At 66.5% G+C, this 21,109-nt stretch carries 22 protein-coding genes and 2 pseudogenes; 10 read left to right on the top strand and 14 right to left on the bottom strand.

The genetic code is table 11. The features are described 5' to 3' along the window. Both OG300_RS16220 and OG300_RS16215 read right to left on the bottom strand, forming a co-directional pair. Entirely contained in the window at window positions 1-810 is an 810-nt protein-coding gene (locus tag OG300_RS16220; RefSeq protein ID WP_405496733.1) for an SAM-dependent methyltransferase, read from the bottom strand. 112 nt (window positions 811-922) lie between these two features. Beyond that, a complete protein-coding gene (locus OG300_RS16215) occupies window positions 923-1,720 on the bottom strand; it encodes a M50 family metallopeptidase (protein ID WP_405496731.1) in 798 nt (265 codons plus the stop codon). Window positions 1,721-1,888: 168 nt separating this feature from the next. Between OG300_RS16215 and OG300_RS16210 the strand changes: the two genes are divergently transcribed. Next, a complete protein-coding gene (locus OG300_RS16210; RefSeq protein WP_405496729.1) occupies window positions 1,889-2,866 on the top strand; it encodes a M23 family metallopeptidase in 978 nt (325 codons plus the stop codon). Window positions 2,867-2,992: 126 nt separating this feature from the next. Beyond that, a complete protein-coding gene (locus OG300_RS16205; RefSeq protein ID WP_405496727.1) occupies window positions 2,993-4,192 on the top strand; it encodes a M20 family metallopeptidase in 1,200 nt (399 codons plus the stop codon). Between the two features lie 7 nt (window positions 4,193-4,199). On the opposite strand, the gene OG300_RS16200 is transcribed toward OG300_RS16205, so the two are convergent. Continuing rightward, window positions 4,200-4,769: a hypothetical protein gene (locus OG300_RS16200; RefSeq protein ID WP_405496725.1), complete on the bottom strand. Its 570-nt coding sequence runs from the start codon at window positions 4,767-4,769 to the stop codon at window positions 4,200-4,202. A 387-nt stretch (window positions 4,770-5,156) separates the two neighbouring features. Here OG300_RS16200 and OG300_RS16195 point away from each other — a divergent pair, with 387 nt between their 5' ends. Both OG300_RS16195 and OG300_RS16190 read left to right on the top strand, forming a co-directional pair. Beyond that, window positions 5,157-6,062 (top strand): DUF1295 domain-containing protein, encoded by a 906-nt coding sequence (locus OG300_RS16195; protein ID WP_405496723.1) that lies wholly within the window; start codon window positions 5,157-5,159, stop codon window positions 6,060-6,062. A gap of 455 nt (window positions 6,063-6,517) precedes the next feature. Then, window positions 6,518-7,480, top strand: a complete 963-nt coding sequence (locus tag OG300_RS16190; protein WP_405496721.1) for a ferritin-like domain-containing protein — start codon at window positions 6,518-6,520, stop codon at window positions 7,478-7,480. Between the two features lie 57 nt (window positions 7,481-7,537). Here the strand turns inward: OG300_RS16190 and OG300_RS16185 are convergent. The 4 genes and pseudogenes from OG300_RS16185 to tkt all read right to left on the bottom strand — a co-directional run. Then, window positions 7,538-7,804: pseudogene (locus OG300_RS16185) on the bottom strand (GlsB/YeaQ/YmgE family stress response membrane protein); the annotation flags it as partial. Between the two features lie 384 nt (window positions 7,805-8,188). Next, window positions 8,189-8,458 (bottom strand): cold-shock protein, encoded by a 270-nt coding sequence (locus OG300_RS16180; RefSeq protein ID WP_405496719.1) that lies wholly within the window; start codon window positions 8,456-8,458, stop codon window positions 8,189-8,191. A 173-nt stretch (window positions 8,459-8,631) separates the two neighbouring features. Beyond that, the gene (locus OG300_RS16175; RefSeq protein WP_405496717.1) at window positions 8,632-9,093 is read right to left on the bottom strand and encodes an SRPBCC family protein; all 462 of its coding nucleotides are present in this window, start codon (window positions 9,091-9,093) and stop codon (window positions 8,632-8,634) included. A gap of 140 nt (window positions 9,094-9,233) precedes the next feature. Beyond that, window positions 9,234-11,393 (bottom strand): transketolase, encoded by a 2,160-nt coding sequence (gene tkt, locus OG300_RS16170; RefSeq protein ID WP_405496715.1) that lies wholly within the window; start codon window positions 11,391-11,393, stop codon window positions 9,234-9,236. 99 nt (window positions 11,394-11,492) lie between these two features. On the opposite strand from tkt, the gene OG300_RS16165 reads away from it, so the two are divergent. After that, window positions 11,493-12,812 carry a SpoIIE family protein phosphatase gene (locus tag OG300_RS16165; RefSeq protein ID WP_405496713.1) on the top strand — a complete coding sequence of 440 codons (1,320 nt, stop codon included), beginning with the start codon at window positions 11,493-11,495 and terminating at the stop codon, window positions 12,810-12,812. Between the two features lie 18 nt (window positions 12,813-12,830). Here OG300_RS16165 and OG300_RS16160 read toward each other — a convergent pair whose 3' ends face one another. Genes OG300_RS16160 through OG300_RS16150 form a run of 3 tightly spaced genes read right to left on the bottom strand, consistent with a single transcriptional unit; the run spans window position 12,831 to window position 15,094 of the window. Beyond that, window positions 12,831-13,598: a GAF domain-containing protein gene (locus OG300_RS16160; RefSeq protein WP_405496711.1), complete on the bottom strand. Its 768-nt coding sequence runs from the start codon at window positions 13,596-13,598 to the stop codon at window positions 12,831-12,833. A gap of 32 nt (window positions 13,599-13,630) precedes the next feature. Continuing rightward, entirely contained in the window at window positions 13,631-14,356 is a 726-nt protein-coding gene (locus OG300_RS16155) for a GAF and ANTAR domain-containing protein (protein ID WP_405496709.1), read from the bottom strand. 51 nt (window positions 14,357-14,407) lie between these two features. After that, window positions 14,408-15,094, bottom strand: coding sequence for a hypothetical protein (locus OG300_RS16150; protein WP_405496707.1), 687 nt, complete (start codon window positions 15,092-15,094; stop codon window positions 14,408-14,410). 303 nt (window positions 15,095-15,397) lie between these two features. Here OG300_RS16150 and OG300_RS16145 point away from each other — a divergent pair, with 303 nt between their 5' ends. The 3 genes from OG300_RS16145 to mug all read left to right on the top strand — a co-directional run bounded on the left by OG300_RS16145 (window position 15,398) and on the right by mug (window position 17,081). Further along, a complete protein-coding gene (locus OG300_RS16145) occupies window positions 15,398-15,853 on the top strand; it encodes an SPW repeat protein (protein WP_405496705.1) in 456 nt (151 codons plus the stop codon). A 155-nt stretch (window positions 15,854-16,008) separates the two neighbouring features. Next, the gene (locus OG300_RS16140; RefSeq protein WP_405496703.1) at window positions 16,009-16,428 is read left to right on the top strand and encodes a nuclear transport factor 2 family protein; all 420 of its coding nucleotides are present in this window, start codon (window positions 16,009-16,011) and stop codon (window positions 16,426-16,428) included. Window positions 16,429-16,517: 89 nt separating this feature from the next. Further along, window positions 16,518-17,081, top strand: a complete 564-nt coding sequence (gene mug / locus OG300_RS16135; protein ID WP_405496701.1) for a G/U mismatch-specific DNA glycosylase — start codon at window positions 16,518-16,520, stop codon at window positions 17,079-17,081. A 30-nt stretch (window positions 17,082-17,111) separates the two neighbouring features. On the opposite strand, the gene OG300_RS16130 is transcribed toward mug, so the two are convergent. Next, on the bottom strand, window positions 17,112-17,411 hold the full coding sequence (locus OG300_RS16130; RefSeq protein ID WP_405496699.1) for a hypothetical protein: 300 nt from the start codon (window positions 17,409-17,411) through the stop codon (window positions 17,112-17,114). A 409-nt stretch (window positions 17,412-17,820) separates the two neighbouring features. On the opposite strand from OG300_RS16130, the gene OG300_RS16125 reads away from it, so the two are divergent. Then, entirely contained in the window at window positions 17,821-18,021 is a 201-nt protein-coding gene (locus OG300_RS16125; RefSeq protein ID WP_405496697.1) for a hypothetical protein, read from the top strand. Between the two features lie 374 nt (window positions 18,022-18,395). Here the strand turns inward: OG300_RS16125 and OG300_RS16120 are convergent. The 3 genes and pseudogenes from OG300_RS16120 to OG300_RS16110 all read right to left on the bottom strand — a co-directional run. Continuing rightward, window positions 18,396-18,557, bottom strand: a pseudogene (locus OG300_RS16120) (three-helix bundle dimerization domain-containing protein); the annotation flags it as partial. Between the two features lie 132 nt (window positions 18,558-18,689). Then, complete coding sequence (locus OG300_RS16115) at window positions 18,690-19,406, bottom strand: RibD family protein (RefSeq protein WP_405496695.1); 717 nt, start codon at window positions 19,404-19,406, stop codon at window positions 18,690-18,692. After that, on the bottom strand, window positions 19,388-20,752 hold the full coding sequence (locus OG300_RS16110; protein WP_405496693.1) for a hypothetical protein: 1,365 nt from the start codon (window positions 20,750-20,752) through the stop codon (window positions 19,388-19,390). The genes OG300_RS16115 and OG300_RS16110 overlap by 19 nt, the downstream gene beginning before the upstream one ends. A gap of 179 nt (window positions 20,753-20,931) precedes the next feature. Between OG300_RS16110 and OG300_RS16105 the strand changes: the two genes are divergently transcribed. Continuing rightward, on the top strand, window positions 20,932-21,108 hold the full coding sequence (locus OG300_RS16105) for a hypothetical protein (protein WP_405496691.1): 177 nt from the start codon (window positions 20,932-20,934) through the stop codon (window positions 21,106-21,108). Window position 21,109: the final 1 nt, after the last annotated feature.

Raw genomic sequence — 21,109 nt, 5'->3', positions numbered from 1 at the left:
TCAGTCTTTCCGGCCGACGCCCGCCAAACCCAACGAGCGACCGGGTGTTTCGTGCTGGTCGCGGTCGGATTCCGGCCGCCACAGCGGCAATTCCACCACACCCGGCTCGATCGGCTGCCAGCCGTCGAAGAAGGCGGTGATCTGCTCGCGGGTGCGGAAGTGGATACCGATATTGTTGCGCGTCGCGGAGTTGTTGCCCAGCTTGGCCGCATCCTCCGGACGGGTGGCCGAGGTGAGATGCGAGATGGCCACATAGCTGCCGACGGGGACCGCCGCGCGCAGGGCGGCCACGGTCTCGGCGGGGTGGTCGTCGTCGCCGAGCAGGTGCAGTACCGCAAAGAGCAGCACACCGACCGGCTGATCGAAATCGATGATGCCGGTGTCGCGGGCCTGCGCGAGCAGATCATCGGTCTTGCGTAGATCCGCCTCGAACGCGGTCGCGTGCTCGTTGCCCCGCAGGATCGCGCGGGCGTGCGCCACCGCCACCGGATCGATATCGGCGTAGAGCACCCGGCATTCCGGATCGATCTCCTGCGCGATCTCGTGCACATTGCCCGCCGTCGGAATCCCGGAACCGATGTCCAGGAACTGCCGCACACCGGAATCCACCATGAACCGGACCGCCCGGCGCAGGAACGCGCGATTGCTCAGCGCCAGCCGCGGCAGATCCGGTACCAGGGATTTTCCGACCTCGGCGGCTTGGCGATCCACTTCGAAGTTGTGGGAGCCACCGAGCAGCGCGTCGTACATTCGCGCCGGGCTCACCTTCGCCATGTCCACGCCCTCCGGGGCCCATGCCGGTCTTTCCATCGAAACCCTCCTGCGACCACGATCGAACTCTCGCCGAGCGGCTCGAAAAGCGGGCCCGTACCACGCCGGGCGGACCCGTGTGCCCGATCACCCGGATGCTGCAGTCCGAATGTTAGCCGCCGAACGTGGGAAAGCTTGCAGCGGTTGAGGAAACGCAGGTGCTGTGGGTCAGCGGCGGGATGCAGGTGCCGCGGATATCGGCCAGCAACAGGCGGCCGCCGAACCCCAGCGCGCACAGCGCGATCGCGCCGAAGGCCAGCACCCACAGCAGGCCCGGGACGCGGGTCAGGTGCGCGAGCTGATCGGCGTCGGAGTTGGGTTCGTGCGCGCGGTTTCGCTGCAACTCGATCACCGGCCGCACCGCCGCCAGCAGCAGGAACCAGGCCGCGAGATACGCCAGCACCGCCTGGGTGGTGTCGCTTCCGAACCAGGACACCGCGAATACGATGCCGCCGGTCACCAGGATCGAGAGCACCCCGTACCAGTTGCGCACCTTCAACAGCAGCACCGCCAGCAGCGCGATCGTCAGCCACAGCATGAGCGTGATCCGATGCGCGCCCAGCAGTGCGGCATAGCCGAGGCCCAGCAGCGCGGGCGCGGGATATCCGGCCGCCATGGTCAGGATCATGCCCAGGCCGTAGGGCTTTCCGCTGGAGACGGTGAGTCCCGAAGTATCGGAATGCAATCGGATGCTGTTGAGTCGTCGGCCGGTGAGCAGTGCGGTGAACGCGTGCCCGCCCTCGTGCGCGATCGTCACCGCGTTGCGCAGGATCCGCCAGGTCGGGCGGAAAACCACCAGCAACAGCGCGACCACGGCGGTGCCGATCACCAGCTGCCACGGCGGCGGGGACTGGGTGGTGGTCAGCCGATCCACGATCGTGCTGCCGTGCTGGGCGAACTCGGTGCGCATCGCCGAACCATAGCGAGTTCGGCTGTGAGTGACCATGGAGACGGCTGTTCGACAGGCGACGCGCAACGAACCGGTGATAGGGTTTCGCACCGCGTGACGCGTTCCCCCGCATCGTGACCGACCGCACCGGTCGTGAGGGGGGTCTGCACCGAGGAGGTTCCAGTTACATTGCAGCGTAATGCTTTTCCGGACGCACCGACGGCGTTCGGCTACGACGAACATCGCAATGTGGACCCCGCGCGGTCCTTCGTTCCGGGCGCGGCGGAGTGGTACGACAGCCCCGGCGACTACTGGCCGCAGACCGACTACGACGACTCGGACGGCTGGCACGAATCACCGACTCAGGACTGGGACGACTGGTCGGAGGCGCAAGACCCCGCGCCCTTCGCTGATCCCGCGCCCGCCGAGCCGGGGCGCGTCGCCTCGCATCGCAAGGACACGACCGTCAACCGGGCGCGTGGACGGGCCGTGATCGCGGCCGTCGCCGCCGGAGCGGCCGTCGCGGCGACCCAGGCCGGTCTGCAGACCTCGGATTCCCAGCCCGTCCTGATGGCCTCGTCGGTCGGAAACGGCGCCGGGGCGATCGACGGTCTGCCGCCCGCCGCACTCAACGGCACCGACGCGCATTTTCCCGAAATCCTCAACAGCGCACCGGTCGAGGACCTCAGCCAGTTCCAGGACATCCTGCAGAACGGTCAGCAGTTCGCCGAAGATCTGGCCGCGCGTGAAGCCTCCAAGTTCCGCCCGATCTTCGCCAAGTTCGCGTCGGGCACGTTCACCTCGGGTTTCGGATCCCGGTGGGGCGTCGAACATCTCGGCGTGGACGTCGCCGCCCCCATCGGCACCCCGATCTACGCCATCGAGGACGGCACCGTGATCAGCGCGGGCCCGGCCGAGGGCTTCGGCATGTGGGTGCGACTACAGCACGACGACGGCACCATCACCGTCTACGGCCACGTCGACACCGCGACGGTCTCTGTCGGACAGCGGGTCCTGGCCGGCGACCAGATCGCCACCGTCGGCAATCGCGGCTTCTCCACCGGCCCGCACTGCCACTTCGAGGTGTGGCTCAACGGATCCGACAAGATCGACCCGCTGCCCTGGCTCGCCAGCCGCGGCATCTCCCTCGGCCCGGAGGAAGACTGACGGTCGTACTGTGACCCGGCCGCCCACGCATGCTGCTCCGATGCGACCTGCCGACCACGTAATGTGTGGTGCAGTGTGATCGATTCCGCAATTCTCTCGAGGAGATGCTGAAGAAGGAGTGCGGCCATGCCGGTCCTCGACGATGCCCGTGAGATCCAGGGCGAGCTGGTGGACCTGCGGCGGCGACTGCATCGCGAACCCGAACTCGGGCTGTATCTGCCGCGCACCCAGGAGAAGGTGCTCACCGCCATCGACGGACTCGGCCTGGACGTGACTGTCGGTGAATCGCTTTCGTCGGTGACGGCGGTGCTGCGGGGGAGTCGGCCGGGACCCGCGGTGCTGCTGCGCGGCGATATGGACGCGCTGCCGGTCGCTGAACGCACCGGGCTCGACTTCGCCGCGCCGGTCGAGCGGATGCACGCCTGCGGTCATGATCTGCACACCGCGATGCTGGCCGGAGCCGCGCGACTACTCGCCGGACAGCGCGAAAAGCTATGTGGAGATGTCATTTTCATGTTCCAGCCGGGCGAGGAAGGCTACGACGGCGCTCGGCACATGGTCGACGAGGGCGTGCTGGACGCGGCGGGTGGCCGGGTGGTGGCCGCGTACGCACTGCACGTGATGAGCATGATGCCGGTCGGTCGGTTCACTACGCGGAGTGGGCCTTTCCTCTCCGCCTCCGACACCGCACGGGTCACCGTGCGGGGTGCGGGCGGCCACGGATCGATGCCGCACACCGCCCTCGACCCCATCCCCGCCGCCTGCGAAATGGTGCTCGCCCTACAGGCTTTCGTGACCCGCCGCTTCGACATCCACGACCCGGTGGTGATCACGGTGGGCACCATCCACGGCGGCACCCAGCACAATGTGATCCCCGACGACGTCTGCTTCGAGGCGACGGTGCGCAGCTACTCCGACGCGGCACACGCGATCGCGAAGGACGGATTCGCGCGGATCGTACGCGGCATCGCCGACGCGCACGGCCTCACCGCCGACCTCGAATACGACCTGCTGTACCCGGTCACCGTCAACAGCGACCGCGAAGCGCGATTCGCCGCCGAGACCGCCATCGATCTGTTCGGCGAACAGCGATTCGACTGGGCCGCACACCCATCCGCCGGATCCGAGGACTTCTCGCGAGTCCTCGCCGAGGTGCCCGGCGCGATGATCATGCTCGGTTCGCCACCCGCCGGGATCGAGGATCCGGCCCGGGCACCGGCAAACCACTCTCCGCTCGCGGAATTCGACGAGTCGGTGCTGGGGGATGGGGCGGCGTTCTACGCGGACCTCGCGCTGCGGCGGCTCGCGGCCGAACCGGCGGCCTGAGGCTTTTCTATCGCAGCGCGATCACCACGGCTTGACCGTCATGGTCACCGGTCGAAGTGGTGTCGGTGTCATAGGTATTGCCGAGAGTGATCGAACCCAGATCCGTAGCGCCCTTGGCCACCAGAGCTGTTCGCACATTGTCACGAGCCTGCGTGAACGACGCATAGGTGTGCGTCACCACCGCGAAATTCTCCCGACTGAATGCCGCGGTCCACACGAACCCGCCACCCGCCAACGGCGCGGGCCCGAAAACCCTTCCGTGGTCGTTGGTTTCGATGGCGATCGCATCCGAGAACGCGGAATTGCTCCCATCCGGCGGCTGCTGCGAATACTTCTGCCCATCGATGAACGCCTGATACCCCGTGCTGTGCAACGATCGAACGGGAAATCCTGCGGCAGCGAGACTATCGGTCAGTTTGGCTGTAGCCGCCGCGGCGGTGCTCGACGTCCGGTCGACCAACACCACATCGATCGGCTCGTACAGCGACTTCCCCTGATAACTCTGCCCCAGCCAATTCGCCACCGCCCCCGACGATTGCAGCATCCACATCCCGATCGACCCGTATGCGGTCGACACTGCCGCATCAGCCGGAGGCGGTGTCCCCGGGGCGGACTGCGAAGTGCCCGTCGGCAGATCCGACGAACCGGTAGGCAGCGCATGCGCCACCGGCATCGCCAGAACGCCAGCCGCAACCAGCGAGACCGCCACCCCGGACCACGACCGAGTTGTGAAGCGAGACAACATATCTACCTCTCATCGACTACTCGAACGTTTTAGCAGAGGTAGACCGGTTGCGCCCGGCGAGGAGTGGCAACGGCGGGAAATGTCGATACCTGCGTTCGGCAACCCATCGGTTCTGGCTGGCGTCGAATCGCGATCCCTGAAGTCCTCTACTGTGCCGGTGTGGAAACCGGAAAGCCGGAACCCGCCCGAACTAGAACGCGTTCTAGGTACGGTCGGGGTATGAACAAGACCGGGTCGATCGTGCGGGTCGGCATTGCCTACGTTCTCGCCTTCGCGGCGGGCGGCGCGTGGCTGGCCTGGGGCCCGGCGACGTCGAGCCTGCTGTTGGACGGATTGATCGCCGACCTGATCGCCACCCTCGTGGTGTTCGCGGCCAGCCGGATCTACCGCAACTCCAGCTTCTACGACGCGTACTGGAGTGTGCTGCCGCCGCTGCTGATGGTCGCGTGGTGGGTCGAGATCGGCTCGGGCGGTGACCGGGCGCGGAGCTGGCTGGTGCTGGGCGTGATCGTATTCTGGTCGATCCGATTGACCGGCAACTGGCTGTACGCGTTTCCCGGCCTGCACCACGAGGATTGGCGGTACGCGATGATTCGCGACCGCGCGGGCCGAGCTGAGATCCTGGCCGACCTGTTCGGCATCCACGTCGTGCCCACCCTCCAGGTCTTCGCCGGAATGCTGCCGGTATACGCGGTACTGGCCAACACCGATCGTCCCCTCGGCGCACTGGACATCCTCGCCTCCGTGATCGGCATCGGCGCGGTACTACTGTCCTTCTTCGCCGACCTCCAGATGTACCGCTTCGTAGCCCGCCGCACCCCCGGTCAAGCCATGGACCAGGGCCTGTGGAGCTGGTCGCGACACCCGAACTACTTCGGCGAGTTCGCTTTCTGGTGTGCCCTCGCCTTTTTCGGCCTGTCCGCCGCACCACAGGACTGGTGGTGGGTAGTACTCGGCGCGATCGCCATGTTCGCGATGTTCCAAGGCGCCAGCATCCCCATGATGGAACAACGCAGCCTGGAACGCCGTCCCGCGTACCAGCAGGTGATCGACTGCATCCCGCGTTTCGTCCCACGCCCGCCCCGCCGACGAAACAGCCTGGCGGACAACGCTTTGCAGGACTAGGTCCATCACACCAGATTCGGCAGTAGCGGGAGTTGTGCAGATGAGTGCGTTGGGTGCACGGCCTTTGAGGCCGTAGTCACGCGACGGCGGTGTCACGGACGAGGGCGGTCAGCCGAGAGTGGTGGCGGCGGTGCGGAATTCTGCCAAGGCGGCCAGGGTATGGTGCGCGAGCCCGGTCGTGTCACCGCTGTCGGCTTCGGTCCATCGGGCGAAGCCACGCTTGAATGCGAGAACACCCACGCGACTACAGCGACCCGGACGGGCTCGTGCGGGCTATCGCCGAGGAGAGCGCTGCCATCGCCGCACTGCGTGCGGAGGCGCTGCGCGACTGGCGCTGCCGCGTCGATCGGCCGAAATTGGTTGCGGGACAATGTTTCAGATGGGTTCAGCGGGTAGTCCGAGTAACGGTGCGCATTCGCGCCGAACCGATATCGACAACTAAGGACAAGACTTTCATGACCACACCCGTCACATCGACCTTGCTCACCCAACTACGTGCTGTCCACGGCCTGACCAATACCGAGATCCAGATCGCCGACACCCGGACCGCGCAGGCTCGCACCGAAGCGGTACGCGACGAGCTGTCCGCGAACGCCCACGATGCCCGTATGCGCGCACAGAACATCGACAGCGCCATCCGGGAACTCGGCGGTGTGCCGGACCTGATCGGCCCGTTCGTCGGTCGCGCTGTCGCGACGGTGAAAACACTGCGGGAGCAGGCAGAGCCTTTCGACGAAGCTCTGCTGGGCGACCTCGCTCTGGAAAGCCAGCTGCTGGGCCGGGCCCGCTACATCAAGGCCCTCGCGACCACCGCGAGCCGCAGCGACCTCGTCACGTTGGCGGACCGGCTGATCGCGGCGCACACCTCGACCGTGGACTGGCTGACCACCGTACTGGCCGAGGACGCACTCGGCGGACCGGCGGCCCTGCGTCGTACACCGACACAGGCCGTCACCGGTATGGCGGTGCGGCTGGCCAATATTCCGCTCACCTGGTCCGCGCGCGGCATCGACCGCGTATTGGACATGTTCCGCTCCGTCCCGCCCGCACTGGACGAGCTGCGGGCTCGGGGCGCGCATGCCGGTGACGTCACGGTCAAGACGCTGACCGCCTCTCGTGACGCCGCGCTCGAGACCGCCGAGAAGGTCACCCGCCGCGAGGGCGTCAGCGGCACCGCCGACGCCCTGCACTCGGTACGCACCGAAGCCGGCATCCTCGACGCGGACGAGCTGCCGATCCGCGACTACGACGGGTTGAATGTCGGCCAGGCCGTCGCCGCGATCAAGGAGTTGTCCAAGCCTTCCGACGTGCGTGCGGTTCTCGCCTACGAGGAATCGAACAAGGCTCGCCACAATGTGGTTTCGGCCGCCGAATCGCGTGTCGCCGCCCTCGCTCAGGAAGCCTCCGGGCTCCGCTAGGAACGCACGACGGCGGCGGCGATGTAGATCGCCGCCGCCGTGGGGGTGTGGATCAGTGGCAGCGCGCCGACCGGTGACGAGATTGACCAGGAACAGCAGAATCACCGCGCCGCCGAGGCAGGTGAAGAAGCTGAACCACAGCCCGCCGCCGTTGACATCCACGCCGAGGACCTTCAACAGGAACCCGCCGATCAATCCGCCGACGATCCCCACCACGATATTGAGCAGGATGCCCTGCTGCGCATCGGTTTTCATGAATTTGCTGGCGATCCATCCGGCGAGGCCGCCGATAATGATCCAACCGAGAATGCCGAGACCGAGCATGGTGAACTCCTAGCTTCGAGGCCGCTGAAGGAACCCAGCGATCGGGGTGTAGCCCGGCCGGTTCCCGGCGGGGCGCATCGCCCCACCGCGAACAAGGCTCGGCGGTTGATCTTGTTTCTTGTAGTCCGAATGCCCGGTGCCGGTGGATCGAAACCGAGCTGTTTCCAAGATCGAGGCCCGGGTATGCCTAGGTGTCAGCCGGTAACGAAAAGAGTGGTTCTGGTGCGAAAAACGCGCACAGTAGGTTTCGAAGCGGAGTTCCTGCTGGTCGACCCGCGCGGTGCGCTGGTGTCTCGACCAGCCGCCGCGGCCACCCACGCAAACCCGCTCAACAGTGACAGCTCGGCGGGACGCGGGTTGTTGCCGGGGCGGCAGCGCGAACGGCTATCGAGGGCGCACCCAGGTGGCGTGTGCGCCATGCGCGTCCCGTTCGAAGGTGAACATGACGGCCTGGTGCTCGGTGAGCGTGCGGTAGCCGGGCTGGTCGATACAGGAATGCTCGACGAAGACGGTGCGCTCTGGCAGCGCTTCGGGCGCGATGAACCCGAAACCCTTTGCCGCGTCGAACCATAGAACGATGCCGCGCAGTGGGGAGTCTTGCGGCTGGTCGAGATGTAGTCGCGGGAGGGTGGTGGGGGACAGCAGGGGGTGCACGGCTGGTACTCCTCGACATCGGCCTGGACTGGTCTGGCCGCCATACCCGTATCGCCCGGCCCGAATCGCGCTGAATTACGGCCGCTAGCAAGGTGTTTCGCTGTCAGTTCCGACCGCACCCGCCCGCCGGAGCGGCGCGTGCCGCTCCGGCGGGCGGGATTGACGTCTGACGATTACTGCCCGGGGCGGGGAACGTCTCCGCGCCAGCTGCCGGTCTCGTGCGAGCGGTCCTCGATGAAGGTCTTGAACCGCTCGAGGTCGCCCTTGACGCGGTGGTCGAGGAATCCGAGTTTGTCGCCGACATTCTCGAGGAAGCCTTCGGGATCGACATCCATCTGGGTGGTGACCCGGGTGGTCTCGTCGTCGATCCGGTGGAAGGTGACCACACCGGCGTGCTCGGGTCCGCTGTCGGAACGCCAGGCGACGCGCTCGTCGGGGTGCTGTTCGGTGATGGTGGCGTCGAATTCGCGTTCCACCGGACCGACCTTGACCTTCCAGTGCGTGTGGGTGTCGTCGAGTTGCTTCACCTGCTCGACGCCGCTCATGAATTCCGGGAAGGACTCGAACTGTGTCCACTGGTTGTAGACGATCCGAATGGGTGCCTTGACATCGGTGGAAGCGGTGACGGTACTCATGGTGACTGCCTTCTCTCCGGTCCGTGGACCCGATCGTTAGGGCCACACTGCCCTGCCTGCTCGGCTGATGCCGCTCTCGGCGCGACACGACTCGCGGCTACCCGGTGCCCCGACTCCCAAACGGCCTGTCCTGGCCAGGATCAGCGATCGCCGGTGGGAGTGCGCAGGACGCCGGCGCCGTCGGGGCCGGTCGGGGCGAGCGGCTTTGCCCTTGCCGCGGTGAGGCTTTCGCGGGCCGCGGCGACGACCGCGTCGGTGGTGAGACCGAAATTCTGGTAGAGCGTGGTGTAGGGCGCGCTGGCGCCGAAGTGGTTCAGGCCAACTATGCGTCCGGCGTCGCCGACGAACTCGCGCCAGCCCATCGGCACACCGGCCTCGATGCTCACCCGGGCGCGTACCGTGGGCGGCAGCACCCGCGCGCGGTAGCCCGGGTCCTGGGCGGCGAACCATTCCCAGCACGGCAGTGAAACCGCCCTCGTGGCAATGCCTTCGGCCTCGAGCACGGCGCGGGCGTCGATGATGATCCGGACCTCGGAGCCGGTGGCCATCAGGATGAGTTCGGGGAGGCCGCCGGTGGCCTCGGCCAGCACATAGCCACCCCGGGCGGTGCCCGCCGCGGACGCGAATTCGGTGCGGTCCAGGACGGGCAGCGGCTGCCGCGACAGCGCTAGTCCGGCGGGACGGTCATTGTGCTGGAGGATGGTTCGCCACGCCACGGCGGTCTCGTTCGCGTCCGCGGGACGGACGAAGTCCAGGCCGGGGATGGCCCGCAAGGCGGCGTAGTGCTCGACCGGTTGATGGGTGGGCCCGTCCTCGCCGAGCCCGATGGAATCGTGTGTCCACACATAGATGACGGGAAGCTGCATCACGGCGGCCAGGCGGACCGCGCCACGCATGTAGTCGCTGAAGGTGAGGAAGGTGCCGCCGTATACGCGGGTGCCGCCGTGCAGCGCGATGCCGTTCATGACCGCGCCCATGGCGTGCTCGCGGACCCCGAAATGCAGTGTGCGCCCGTAGGGTCCGCCCGACCACTTCTTGGTCTGGCGATTCGACGGCAGGAACGAGGGCGCGCCCGGCACCGCGGTGCTGTTGCTCTCGGCGAGGTCGGCCGAACCGCCCCACAGTTCGGGCAGGGCAGGATACAGCGCCGCGAGGACCGCCCCGGAGGCCGCACGGGTGGCCACGCCCTCGGGATCGGCGTCCCAGGTCGGCAGCGCGTCCGCCCAGCCCGGCGGCAGGGAGCGGGTGGACATCCGCTCCAAAAGTGTTCTGCCACCGGGGTTCTCGTCTTGCCATGCGTCGAAGCTGCGTTGCCAGCGGGTATGCAGGTCGCGGCCCCGCTCGCCGACCCGGCGGGCGTGTGCGAGCACCTCGAGGTCCACGTCGAAGGTCCGGTCGGGATCGAAGCCGAGGATGCGCTTGGTCGCCCGCACCTCGTCCTCGCCGAGCGCAGACCCGTGGGCCGCGCCGGTGTTCTGCTTGTTCGGCGCGGGCCAGCCGATGATGGTGTGCAGCACGATGATCGAGGGACGGCCCGGTTGCGCGCGGGCGGCGTCCAGTGCGCGGTCGACCCCGGCCAGGTCCTCGCCGTCCTCGACGTGCTGCACATGCCAGCCGTAGGCCTGATAGCGCATGCCGACGTCCTCGGTGAACGCGATATCGGTGTCGTCCTCGATCGAGATCCGGTTGGCGTCGTAGATCAGGACCAGATTGCCGAGCTCCTGGGTGCCCGCCAGCGACGACGCCTCGCCGCTGAGACCTTCCTCGAGGTCGCCGTCGGAGGCGAAAACCCAGATCGTGTGGTCGAATACGCTGCGGCCCGGCGGCGCGTCGGGGTCGAGCAGGCCGCGTTCGCGGCGGGCGGCCATCGCCATGCCGACGGCATTGCCGACGCCCTGTCCCAGCGGCCCGGTCGTCGTCTCCACGCCCGGCGTGTGGTTGACCTCCGGGTGGCCCGGTGTCTGCGAACCCCACGTCCGCAAAGCCTGCAGATCCGCGAGCTGCAGGCCGTATCCGCTGAGATACAGCTGGATGTACAGGGTGAGGCTGGAATGCCCCATCGACAGGACGAACCGATCGCGGCCCGTCCAGTTCGGATCGCCCGGATCGTGCCGCAGCCACTTCTGGAACAGCAGATACGCGGTGGGGGCCATGCTCATCGCGGTGCCGGGATGCCCGTTGCCGGTCCTCTGCACGGCGTCCATCGCGAGCACCCGCACGGTGTCGATCGCGCGGCGATCGAGTTCGCCCATGCCCTCCGGCAGGGTCGGGTGCGGTCGTGTTGTCATCGCGTCGGTCATCCCGGGCGGCTACCCACCCGCCCGGCTTTCAACCGATCGAGGATGCCCGCGCTGGGTAGAGTCGAAAGCGGATGTACGGGCGAATCGAGGGGAGCAGCGGTGTATCCCGAGGGTGTGCGGGCCGATGGGCTGCCGGCGGTGTTGTCGGACCCGGTGCGGCTCGCGGCGCTCGCGGCCAGTGGCCAGATCGGGAGTGGGCCCGAGCGGGTGTTCGATGATCTGGCGCGGCTGGCTGCCTCGGTGACCGGCTGCGGGATCGCCGCGATCACGTTCGTCGGAGAGCATCGCACATTTTGGAAGTCGGTGCCGCACTTGCCATTCGGGGGTTTCGAGGCGTGGCAGAACGCGGTGGGGGAGAGCTTCTGCTACTTCCCGGTGGGGATGGGCGGGCCGTTCATCGTCGAGGACGCCGCCGACGATCCCCGCACCGCCGGGCATCCCGCGATCGGTCCGTGGGGCGTGGGGGCGTGGGCGGGATTCCCGATCGAGAGTCCCGACGGGTACGCGATCGGGAGCATGTGCGTCATCGACGCGGCGCCGCGGGCCTGGAAGGCCGAGGATCTCGACACCCTCGCATTGCTGACCCGGGCGGTGTCCAACGAGGTCAATCATCGCGTCTCGCTCGAAACCGCGCGGGTGGCATTGCGAGTCGCCCAGGACGCGCTGACGCAGTCCGCGGAGCTGGCTCGCAGCTTGCAGGAGAGTCTCTTGCCGCCGGTGCTGCGGCCGGTGCCCGGTGTGGACAGCGCCGCGCGGTACCTGCCCGCTTCGGGCGAGGTGTCGGTGGTCGGCGACTTCTACGACCTGTTCCAGGCGCGCGGGCCGTGGTGGACCGCGGTGCTCGGCGATGTGTGCGGCAAGGGGACCGACGCCGCGAAGGTGACCGCGCTGGCCCGCTACACGCTGCGCGCCGACGCCGGTGAACACCTCTCACCGGCGGTGGTGCTGGACCGGCTCAACACCGCGATGCTCGCTCAGCGCGCGCCCCGGTTCCTCACCGCCGTGCAGGTGACCTTTCGTACCACTCAGGCGGGTATCGCCGGGCGGGTGTGCTTGGCCGGGCATCCGCCCGCGCTGCTGCGCCGCGCCGACGGCAGAGTCCAGCAGTTGGGCGCATCGGGCATGCTGCTCGGGGTATTCGAGCGCGTCGAATTGGACGATGTCCGGTTCCGGCTCGGTCCGGGAGATCTGTTGCTGCTCTACACCGATGGTGCCTGTGAAGCCCGCCCGGACCCGGACGGTCCGCGGCCGCCGAGACCGATCTTCGACGAGGATGCCTTGGCCCGCGCCCTCGGCGAAACCCACGGCCTGGACGCGGCTGCGACCGTCGATCGGCTCGCCACGGTCCTGGCCGAGTATCACGGCGGCTTCGCCAGCGACGACACCGCGCTGCTCGCGATCCGGGCAACCGTGCGGTGAGCTCCGGATGCGCAGCGGTCATTGCGAATCGCTGTAGTTGTTGTCGGTGAGGATGGTGTCGGGCCAGATGGCTCCGGTGGTGAGCTGGTAGGCGACATCGGTGAGCCGGGTGCTGCGCCGCCGTCCGTAGGCGCGCAACGCCTGGAAGGCCTGGTTCATGTCGAGGTTGCCGGCTTGCGCGAGAATCCCTTTCGCCTGCTCGATGGTGACGCGGTTGACCAGTGCGCGCTGCAGTTGATCGGTGAGCTCCACGCTGCGGCCGATCGCTCGCTCCTGCAGGATTCCGATCGTCGCGATGTCGGCCAGGGCGGTAGCGGCTTGAATGTCTCGTTCCGACAAGGCTTTCGGTTCACGACCGAAGATGTTCAACGCCCCGATGACCTCCTGGCGCAGGCGCAGCGGGATGGTGTGCACGGAGACGAATCCCGCGGCCAGTGCGCGCGGGACGAACCTGGGCCAGCGATCGGCCGTGGTGCCGAGATCGGCGACGAAGACCGGTTCGCCGCACCGTACCGTGTCCCAGCATGGACCCTCGTGGGCCTGCAGCTGGTAGAGCTCCAACGTGGCGGCCTGCTCGTTCGAAGAGGCCAGCATCTGCATCCCGCCGTGCTGATCGGCCATCAGGATTCCGGCGGCGGCGGTGTCGAGCAGGAGAACACATTGGGTGACCAGGACGTGCAGGACGTCGGCGGTGTCGTAGTCGTCGACGAGGACGTCCGCCATCTGCGCGAACGCGTCGAGCAGTCTGGATTCCCCGGTGGGATTCGGTTGCGGCGTATCGGGCATGGTGAAGTCTCCGTTTCTCCCCGTCTCGTGGTTCACGGTCGGTCGAGGTCGACGGGATCCACCCGGCGCGTGACCAGATCGTCCGCGACGTCGTCGAGCAGGCGTCCGGTGGCGTAGGCGTAGCTGCGCAGCCGTGCCAGCGCGTCCGGCGCGGTGAGATGGGATGCGGCGCTCACCATTCCGGTCGCCTGATGGATATGCGCGCGGTTGAACGGCACGTCGGTCCACCAGGTGGTCTGGTCGTCCGCGCGTTCCCCCAGCAGCGCCACGGTCACGATGGCGGCGACCTGCATCGCGATGGCGACATCGGTGGTGGACAGTCGGCCCGGGGCGGTGCGATAGAGATCCAGTGCGCCGACACTGATCTCGCCGTTCATCAGGGGGAAGGCGAAGATCGCGCCGATCGGCCGATCGGCCGCCTCGGCGGCGAAGATCGGCCAGGCGGTGACGGTGGTGGCGCGCAGATCGCTGATCAGCACCGGACTGCGCAGCCGGGCCGCCTCGAAGCACGGCCCTTCGCCGAGCCCGAACTGCAGCGCCTCGATCCCGGCCACGACTTCATTACTGGCGAAAAGAGTTTCGCGACGATCCGGGCCGAAGATCAGCGACACCGACGCGCCGTCGACCGGCAGCAGCTCGACACAGATGCGGGCCACCCGCGCGACCGCGTCCAGTCGGTCGTCACTGTGATGCAGGGCGAACAGCAGGGCCTCGTGTGCCCTGCGCAGCGAATCGCTGGGCGAACTGTGTCTAGGCATGACGAGGGCCGCCTGGCAGCGGCACAGTCTCGCGAGACGCGGCAGGGACCGTCATGAGGCTGCCGGAGCAGGTATGACCCGACCGACCAACCCGGCGTCCCAGGCCCGTTCGATCAGATCCAGGACATCGATCCGTGTCGAATCGGTCAGCCTCGGGTCGGTGAACAACGCGTCGGCCCGCGTGGCGATCGTGGTGGCCAGCAGTGCGGCGAGGGGCACTACACGAATCGTGATACGGCCGAACGTGTTGAGGCCCTTCACCCGAACGGTCAGGTCCTCGGCGCGGACGGGGTGCAGGCGCACCACGAGCACGCAGGGCCGCGTCAGGTCCAGAGTCAGGCGTACTGTCAGGTGCACACCGGCGAGGTACCGAGCGGTCAGCCCGACCAGCCGTGCCTCGAACCGGATCAGCAACGGAATCTCGACCATGAAGGTGCGATGGTCGTCCGGGTCGGGCGACACCATCGAATCCTCGGCTCGCACAACCGCATCGACCGCGAGCAGCCCCCGCGGCCCGAACTCGAGCGAGCACGCCTCCAGATGTCGCCGCACCACCTGGTCGACAACCGCGCCGATTCGCTCCGGACCGGCCGCGGCTCGCAATATCGCGTCCGCGAACTCGAGCCGTGACAGCGCCTGTCGCGCGACCTCTTCGGAGACAGGCGGAGAGATTTCGAGCATGGACGACTCGCTTTCGGCCGCCGGGCAGCCGCCCGGCTCGATGATGGTCCGACTCACACGTGGCCCTCGTCTTCGAGTCCCCGTCCACATCGACGGTGTGCGCCTGGCTCGGCGCCGGTCGGACATCCCGCACATACCCCGCCCGGATCGGAACAACCGGTTCGACTCGACCGAATCTCGGCGAGCATGCGGAAGCTGCTGACCGGCAACGGAATACGCCCGGTTCGCGTCGCGCCGACACGGTTGAAGGTTGTCCGCCGGGGTAACAGCGAAGCGATCGGTTCGCCCGATCAGTGGCTCAATACAGACGCCCCGGGTGACTCGGTCGCAGCGAAGTACAAGAAGCAGAAGGACGATGAAATGGCCAACTATATGCATCAGGCCACGTCTCAGCGGTCCTCGGCCACTGATGATCTCGATGGCGAAAGACACGGCGGCACACCGGCGCGAATGGTCGACGGACTGGTGGTGCTCGCCGGGCTGTTCACCGCCATCTCCCCGTGGGTGGTGCGCGGATACGCCGACGCGCCCCGAGTGGTCATCCAGAACCTGGTCCTCGGCGTCGCGGTAGCGATCCTGGGACTGGCGCTCACACTCGTGCGGGACAGACGACACGATCCGAGCTGGGTCCTGGTACCGATCGGTGTGTGGGTACTGCTCGCACCGTGGATCGTCGACCAGCACCCGGGTTCGGTGTCGTGGACCAATGTCCTGACCGGGATCGTGATCGCGGCACTGGGCGCGGCCGCCACCGCGTTGCTGATGTCGAAGGGTAGCGGCCACCAGCGGGAGCGGGTGGTACCGGAAATCCGTTGATCCGCAACATGATCGTGGGGCGCATCGCCGGACCGGTGGTGCGCCCCACGTGCACTGGGCGTGGTGAGCGCGTCGGTGTCGGGTGGAAGCGGCGCAGCTGGTCTCCCTGATCGAATGCAACTACACTGCGTAGTAGATTGTTGAGGGGGATTGCCATGATGGAAGCTGACGTGATTGCTCAGTTCTGCGCTGCGACGGAGGCGGGTGATGTCGACGCGGTGATCGAGACTCTGGCGTCGGACGCCGAACTGGTCTCGCCGCTGTTCGGGCGGGCCGTATTTCGCGGTCACGACGATCTGCGTGTGCTGTTCTCGGCTCTGCTGCCCGCGCTGTCCGGGTTGACCTGGCGGCATCGAGTCGGCGGCGACGGCATATCGGTCACCGTCGCGGCAGCTCGCGTCGCGGGAGTGCGTATCGGCGACGCCGTGCTGATCGAGCACGCCGACGATGGCCGCATCCGACGTATGACTCCACACCTTCGCCCCTGGCTGGGTTCGACGTTGCTGGCAATCGTCCTGGGGCGCAAATTGATTCGGCATCCAGCCGTGATTCGCCGCGTCTTTCGCTCCAACTGAACGCAGGTGCTCAGGCGACGCGAGCGATCATGGCCACAGCACGAGCCCCCACGCGAGGTCATCGGCTGGCCAGGCGGCAGACTGAGGGGATGGGTTCTCGTTCGTCAGCTCGGCCGTCGCCCGCGGATCTGGCCGCCGCGCAGGACAAGACCATTCCCGATTTGATCGGGCCCGGGTTGCGTGTGTTGTTCTGTGGAATCAACCCGGGACTGTGGTCCGGGGCCACCGGAATTCACTTTGCTCGTCCCGGAAATCGGTTCTGGCCCGCATTGCATCGGTCCGACTTCACCCCGCGCCTACTGGCACCCAGTGAGCAGCAGGAACTGCTCGGGCTCGGCTTGGGGATCACGAATGTGGCCGCACGCACGACCGCGAAGGCCGAGGAGTTGACCGCCGATGAATTGCGCGTCGGCGGACGCGCTTTGGTCGAACGTGTCGAGCGGTATCGGCCCCGAGTGCTGGCCGTACTCGGTATCGGCGCCTACCGCACGGCATTCGGTCGTCCGCGCACCACCATCGGCCCGCAGACCGAGGGGATCGGCGACACCGCGGTGTGGGTGCTGCCCAACCCCAGCGGACTCAACGCGCACTACACGCTTGACGGCCTCGCCTCAGAATTTCGCGCACTGCGTGAAGCGGTCGAAGCCGATTGACCTGACCTGGATGAGCCGCGACTACCTCGATCAGAGTTCGGCCGAGTGTTCGGTCGGCAGGCATCCCTCGGCCACACGGAACCGATCCGCGACCGCGATCAGGTACTCGAGCGACTCGGGCGACAACTCGACCGCCGTTCGGGCGAGACGTCGCAATGGCCGCATGTCGATTCGATCGACGACGGCGTTGTCGCGGTCGGGGGAGTTCGCTCGCGGGGCGGTGAAGTAGTCCGGAGCCACACCGAAGAACCCGACCAGATGTTCCATCAGTCTGGTCGAGGGATTGGTCCGGGCCCCGGACCGCAGTTGCGACAGATAGGTTTTGGACACTTCGCACCCCGATTCCGCCAGCCAGTCCGATAGCTCCTTGTTCGTGAGTCGCTGAAAGTTCTCTCGCTCCCACCTGAAGGCCTGTTCATTGAGCCGTGTTGCGAAGGTGTCGGTCACCGAACACTCCCGGTCGTCCCACGTTGTCGTGTAGCTGGAAGTCGCGATCGCGGCAACGGGATGTCTCACCGGCCGCGCAGCAAATGCTAGGTGAAAGACGGCCGAGTATTGCGGGATTCGACTTTGTCGCTGAAACCGGCTGCGCGGCAGTCTATTCGAGCACGATAGCCGACTCCGGTCGATCGTCGCAGAGCTACCGATTACGGCATAGGAAGCCTTTATCGCCAACGTCTTCGATCGGTCGAACACGACATACTGTCCGAATCGAATCGAAAGTTCTTGATAATGCGACTTGACCGTGGGTGAGGATCCTGAGGCCGCTCAGGGCCGGATGTTCCTCATCGAGCTGGAAATACGCGCCACCTGGATTTCGCAGCAACTTTCGAAGAAGAATGTGCAGGGCCGGCGGCGCTTGACCGCGGAATTGAACTCCGTGCACAAGAACATCGACAAGATCGAGACGCGATTCCCGCAGCAACGCAAGCGAAAATAGCTGGTGCCGCCCGCTGTCAGGCGGTGGCGGCGGATCCTTCGGTTCGCAGGGTGGGGAACCGCTCGTGAAGCTGGTCGATCTGGCGGCGGACAGCAGCCAGTTCGGCGTTGTGCCGGGCCGACTCCGCTGCAACTGGCTGAGCGTCTCGGCGACGGAGCACGGCTTGGGCGTGCATTGTCAACTCGCGCACGAAGTTTCGCGCCTGGGCTATTTCGGGGTCCTCGTACATGATTCTCGCATCGACGGGGGACGCAACGGCGGGACCGGCATCCGGCGTCAACCATTGAACCATGGACTGTCAACCCAGAGTTTTCCTCCCGTTCGAAAATTGCACTCGCTGGATGGGGGCGGGGGGAACCGGGTGGTTCAGCGGTTCAGCGGACGGCTGAGACGAGTCGCCGCGTGGCTGCCCGCTCGACCAGCAGTGGAATGAAGTCTCGGACCGGGTGGCCCTCGAAGCCGTGATGGGTGTCGTTCACGATCGTGGTGATGGTCCAGGTACCGATTGCCGGGAACCGGATGGCAAGCCGGTCGGTGAGTTCCTCGAGCTACCTGTCCTCATCAGATGATGGCATGTACCAAGGTTGCTCGTGGTTCTCCCGGCAGTCAACGAGGTTGATCCGATTCGGGTGGTATGCACCGAAATCGGTGACATTGGGGGCGCCGTCTCACCTGGTGACGGATTGACCAGTCGGTATTGAGCGGGTGCTCTTCGGCAGATATCGCAGTACGACAACGTCATCGAGCACAGTCGCGTCGACGAATTCGAGCCGCCGTCGTGAGCCGCCGGGGAAATCGGCCGGCTGGACGAACCGTGGGGCGTCGGCCTGCCCGATCAGCAACGGTGCGACCGCGTAGCGCAGCTCGTCTGCCAGACCGGCCGACAGGAACGCGGTGTGTATTTGTGTGCCGCCCTCGACGATCAGCCGCTCGATGCCACGGTGGCCGAGGTCGTCGAGCAAGGTCCCCCAGAAATCCGTGTCCGTGATCGCAGTGACCGCGGCAACCGCGTCGAGCTGGTCGCCGAGCTTCTCCCTGCCCTCGATCGTGGTGTACACCAATGGTTTTCCGGCCTCGATGAATTGGTGGAACATCTTCGCAGCCGGGTCCAGGTCGCCGGAGCGGGTCACCGTCACCTTGACGAGGTTCGCGGGTTTGCCCGCGGCGACCCGCGCCGCCCGCCGTTGTTCACTGCGCAGCCAAAGCCGCGGATCGTCGCGGCGAACAGTCTCGGCACCGATGAGGATGGCGTCGCAGTCGGCGCGAAGCGCATCGACGCCGTCGAAATCTCGATCGTTGGACAGGTAGAGGCGCTCGGGGATCGTGTCGTCGATGTAGCCGTCGAGGCTCACAGCGACCGAGAGCACTACGTACGGTCGGGCCAACTCTGTTCCTCCCACGCGGTGACGGCGTCGCGGAATTCGGCGACACCTGTTTGTGTGCTGGCAGGGTCGATCATGCCCGAGAGTTGCCGGACCTTGTGCAGGATGCGGGCTGATCTTGTGCCCATGCCGATTTCGAGTGCGCGGCGTCCCGCGATCGCGGCTGGTTCGATCTGTCCAGCTGCCATGTAGGCGACTGCCGCGCGAGCTAGGTACACGCCCCTGTCACGGGGATAGTTCGGCTGCATCTGGGCCAAAGCCTCCACGAATTGTGTTGTCGCGCCGACGTAGTCGCCGGTCTCGGCACGGGTGTGGGCCTGATAGGCATCGACGTACGAGTGGTCGAGAAACATGCCCCATTTCGGATCGTCGGGTGCAACGGAAACGATTTTTCGTGCGTTGTCGTAGGCGCGGGCGCTGCCTGTTTGGTCGCCTTCGAGGGCTTGGGCGTGCGCGCGGAACGTGAGTGCCGCTGCCGAGAACAGCGAGTCCTGTGGTGCGCTGCGTCGGGCCGCGCTAGCGAGTTCCTCGGCCTCGCCCGCGTCCCCTTGGTCGCACGCCAGCTGGCTCAGGCGCACCAGCGACAAACCGATGAAATAGTCGTCGGCCAGGCGGTGAGACAGCTGCAGAGCCTGCGCTGCCCAGTACCCGGCGCTGACGAAATTGCGCTGGTCTTGGCACTGCCAGGCTGCCGTTTCCGCGAACATTGCCTGCATACGCAGGATTCCGTGAGGATCGCCGACCTTTGCTTGCTTGAGTTGGCCGAGCAGATCGAGCGCACTGAGTACATGCGGAAGGGTCTGCGCTGAGCCGTACAGGTTGTCGGATTCGATGAGCGACATCCGAAGCTTGTCGAAGTGATTGACATGGTCGATCGAGGCATCGGCGAACATCGCCGCGAGTGGGTTCCGTGGCGTGCTCGGCAGCGCGCCGGACATGACTGCACTGACCGCGCCCGCACCGATCCCGAGGACGAATGTCCGACGAGGTACGGCGACGAGCACCATCTCGCCGGTGAGCGCGCGGGCCGATACCACCAGGCAATCGTCGTCATCGAACTTCGCGTTGGCCCGCCCACTCACCGGCGCCAGTGATTCGGATTCGGCGATGGTCGGCTCGTGCAGGATTGCCCAGAACCGCTCGACGACAGCGGGATCCGCAGCCGACAGCTTGTCATCCAATCGCCGAGCGTAGTTGGGACTCAGCGTGATGTCGTCAAGGCGGCGCTCCCACTTCTTGACGGCATCGCAGGAGACACCGACAAATGCCGCAAAGGGTTCCTGTGCCATTCGCAGCGCATCGCGGAATGCCTTTGTCTCGACGCCTGTCCACCGCACGCAAACGCTCATCGGTTCCCCTGTACCGGTCGATGCACCGAAGAGTACTCGTGGAGTACACCCCCGGTCACTTCTTTCGGAATGCCCTGAGCAGCAACGTTGAATATGCACGCGACGCCCGGCCGTAGCCGCCTGGCCCCCGGCGTCGGGTGCACTCCAACACTATTCCAGAGACATGGAGAACACCCGACATGGGAATCATCGGTGCGATCGCACTCACCGCGCTGGCCCTACTCGGCACCGCGCTGGTCTCGCTGCCGAGCTCGGATCGACGCGATCAGCCGAAACGGCTGACGGTCAACGACATTCAGACACGACTCGCTTCCGAGGTGCCGCACGCCTACGTACCGACGGGTCGGAGGTGTTGAC

The organism is Nocardia sp. NBC_00511 (genome assembly GCF_045161165.1).
Lineage (GTDB): Bacteria > Actinomycetota > Actinomycetes > Mycobacteriales > Mycobacteriaceae > Nocardia.
The sequence above is the reverse complement of the archived record's forward strand: the minus strand, read 5'-3'. Positions and strand labels throughout refer to the sequence as shown.

Bases quoted from the DNA above. Each gene is read 5' to 3' on its own strand.
- OG300_RS16175 (WP_405496717.1), bottom strand. From the start codon at position 9,093: ATGAGTACCGTCACCGCTTCCACCGATGTCAAGGCACCCATTCGGATC.
- OG300_RS16205 (WP_405496727.1), top strand. From the start codon at position 2,993: ATGCCGGTCCTCGACGATGCCCGTGAGATCCAGGGCGAGCTGGTGGAC.
- OG300_RS16155 (WP_405496709.1), bottom strand. From the start codon at position 14,356: ATGCCTAGACACAGTTCGCCCAGCGATTCGCTGCGCAGGGCACACGAG.
- OG300_RS16190 (WP_405496721.1), top strand. From the start codon at position 6,518: ATGACCACACCCGTCACATCGACCTTGCTCACCCAACTACGTGCTGTC.
- mug (WP_405496701.1), top strand. From the start codon at position 16,518: ATGGGTTCTCGTTCGTCAGCTCGGCCGTCGCCCGCGGATCTGGCCGCC.
- OG300_RS16220 (WP_405496733.1), bottom strand. From the start codon at position 810: ATGGAAAGACCGGCATGGGCCCCGGAGGGCGTGGACATGGCGAAGGTG.
- OG300_RS16160 (WP_405496711.1), bottom strand. From the start codon at position 13,598: ATGCCCGATACGCCGCAACCGAATCCCACCGGGGAATCCAGACTGCTC.
- OG300_RS16195 (WP_405496723.1), top strand. From the start codon at position 5,157: ATGAACAAGACCGGGTCGATCGTGCGGGTCGGCATTGCCTACGTTCTC.
- OG300_RS16105 (WP_405496691.1), top strand. From the start codon at position 20,932: ATGGGAATCATCGGTGCGATCGCACTCACCGCGCTGGCCCTACTCGGC.
- OG300_RS16215 (WP_405496731.1), bottom strand. From the start codon at position 1,720: ATGCGCACCGAGTTCGCCCAGCACGGCAGCACGATCGTGGATCGGCTG.
- tkt (WP_405496715.1), bottom strand. From the start codon at position 11,393: ATGACCGACGCGATGACAACACGACCGCACCCGACCCTGCCGGAGGGC.
- OG300_RS16110 (WP_405496693.1), bottom strand. From the start codon at position 20,752: ATGAGCGTTTGCGTGCGGTGGACAGGCGTCGAGACAAAGGCATTCCGC.
- OG300_RS16145 (WP_405496705.1), top strand. From the start codon at position 15,398: ATGGCCAACTATATGCATCAGGCCACGTCTCAGCGGTCCTCGGCCACT.
- OG300_RS16140 (WP_405496703.1), top strand. From the start codon at position 16,009: ATGATGGAAGCTGACGTGATTGCTCAGTTCTGCGCTGCGACGGAGGCG.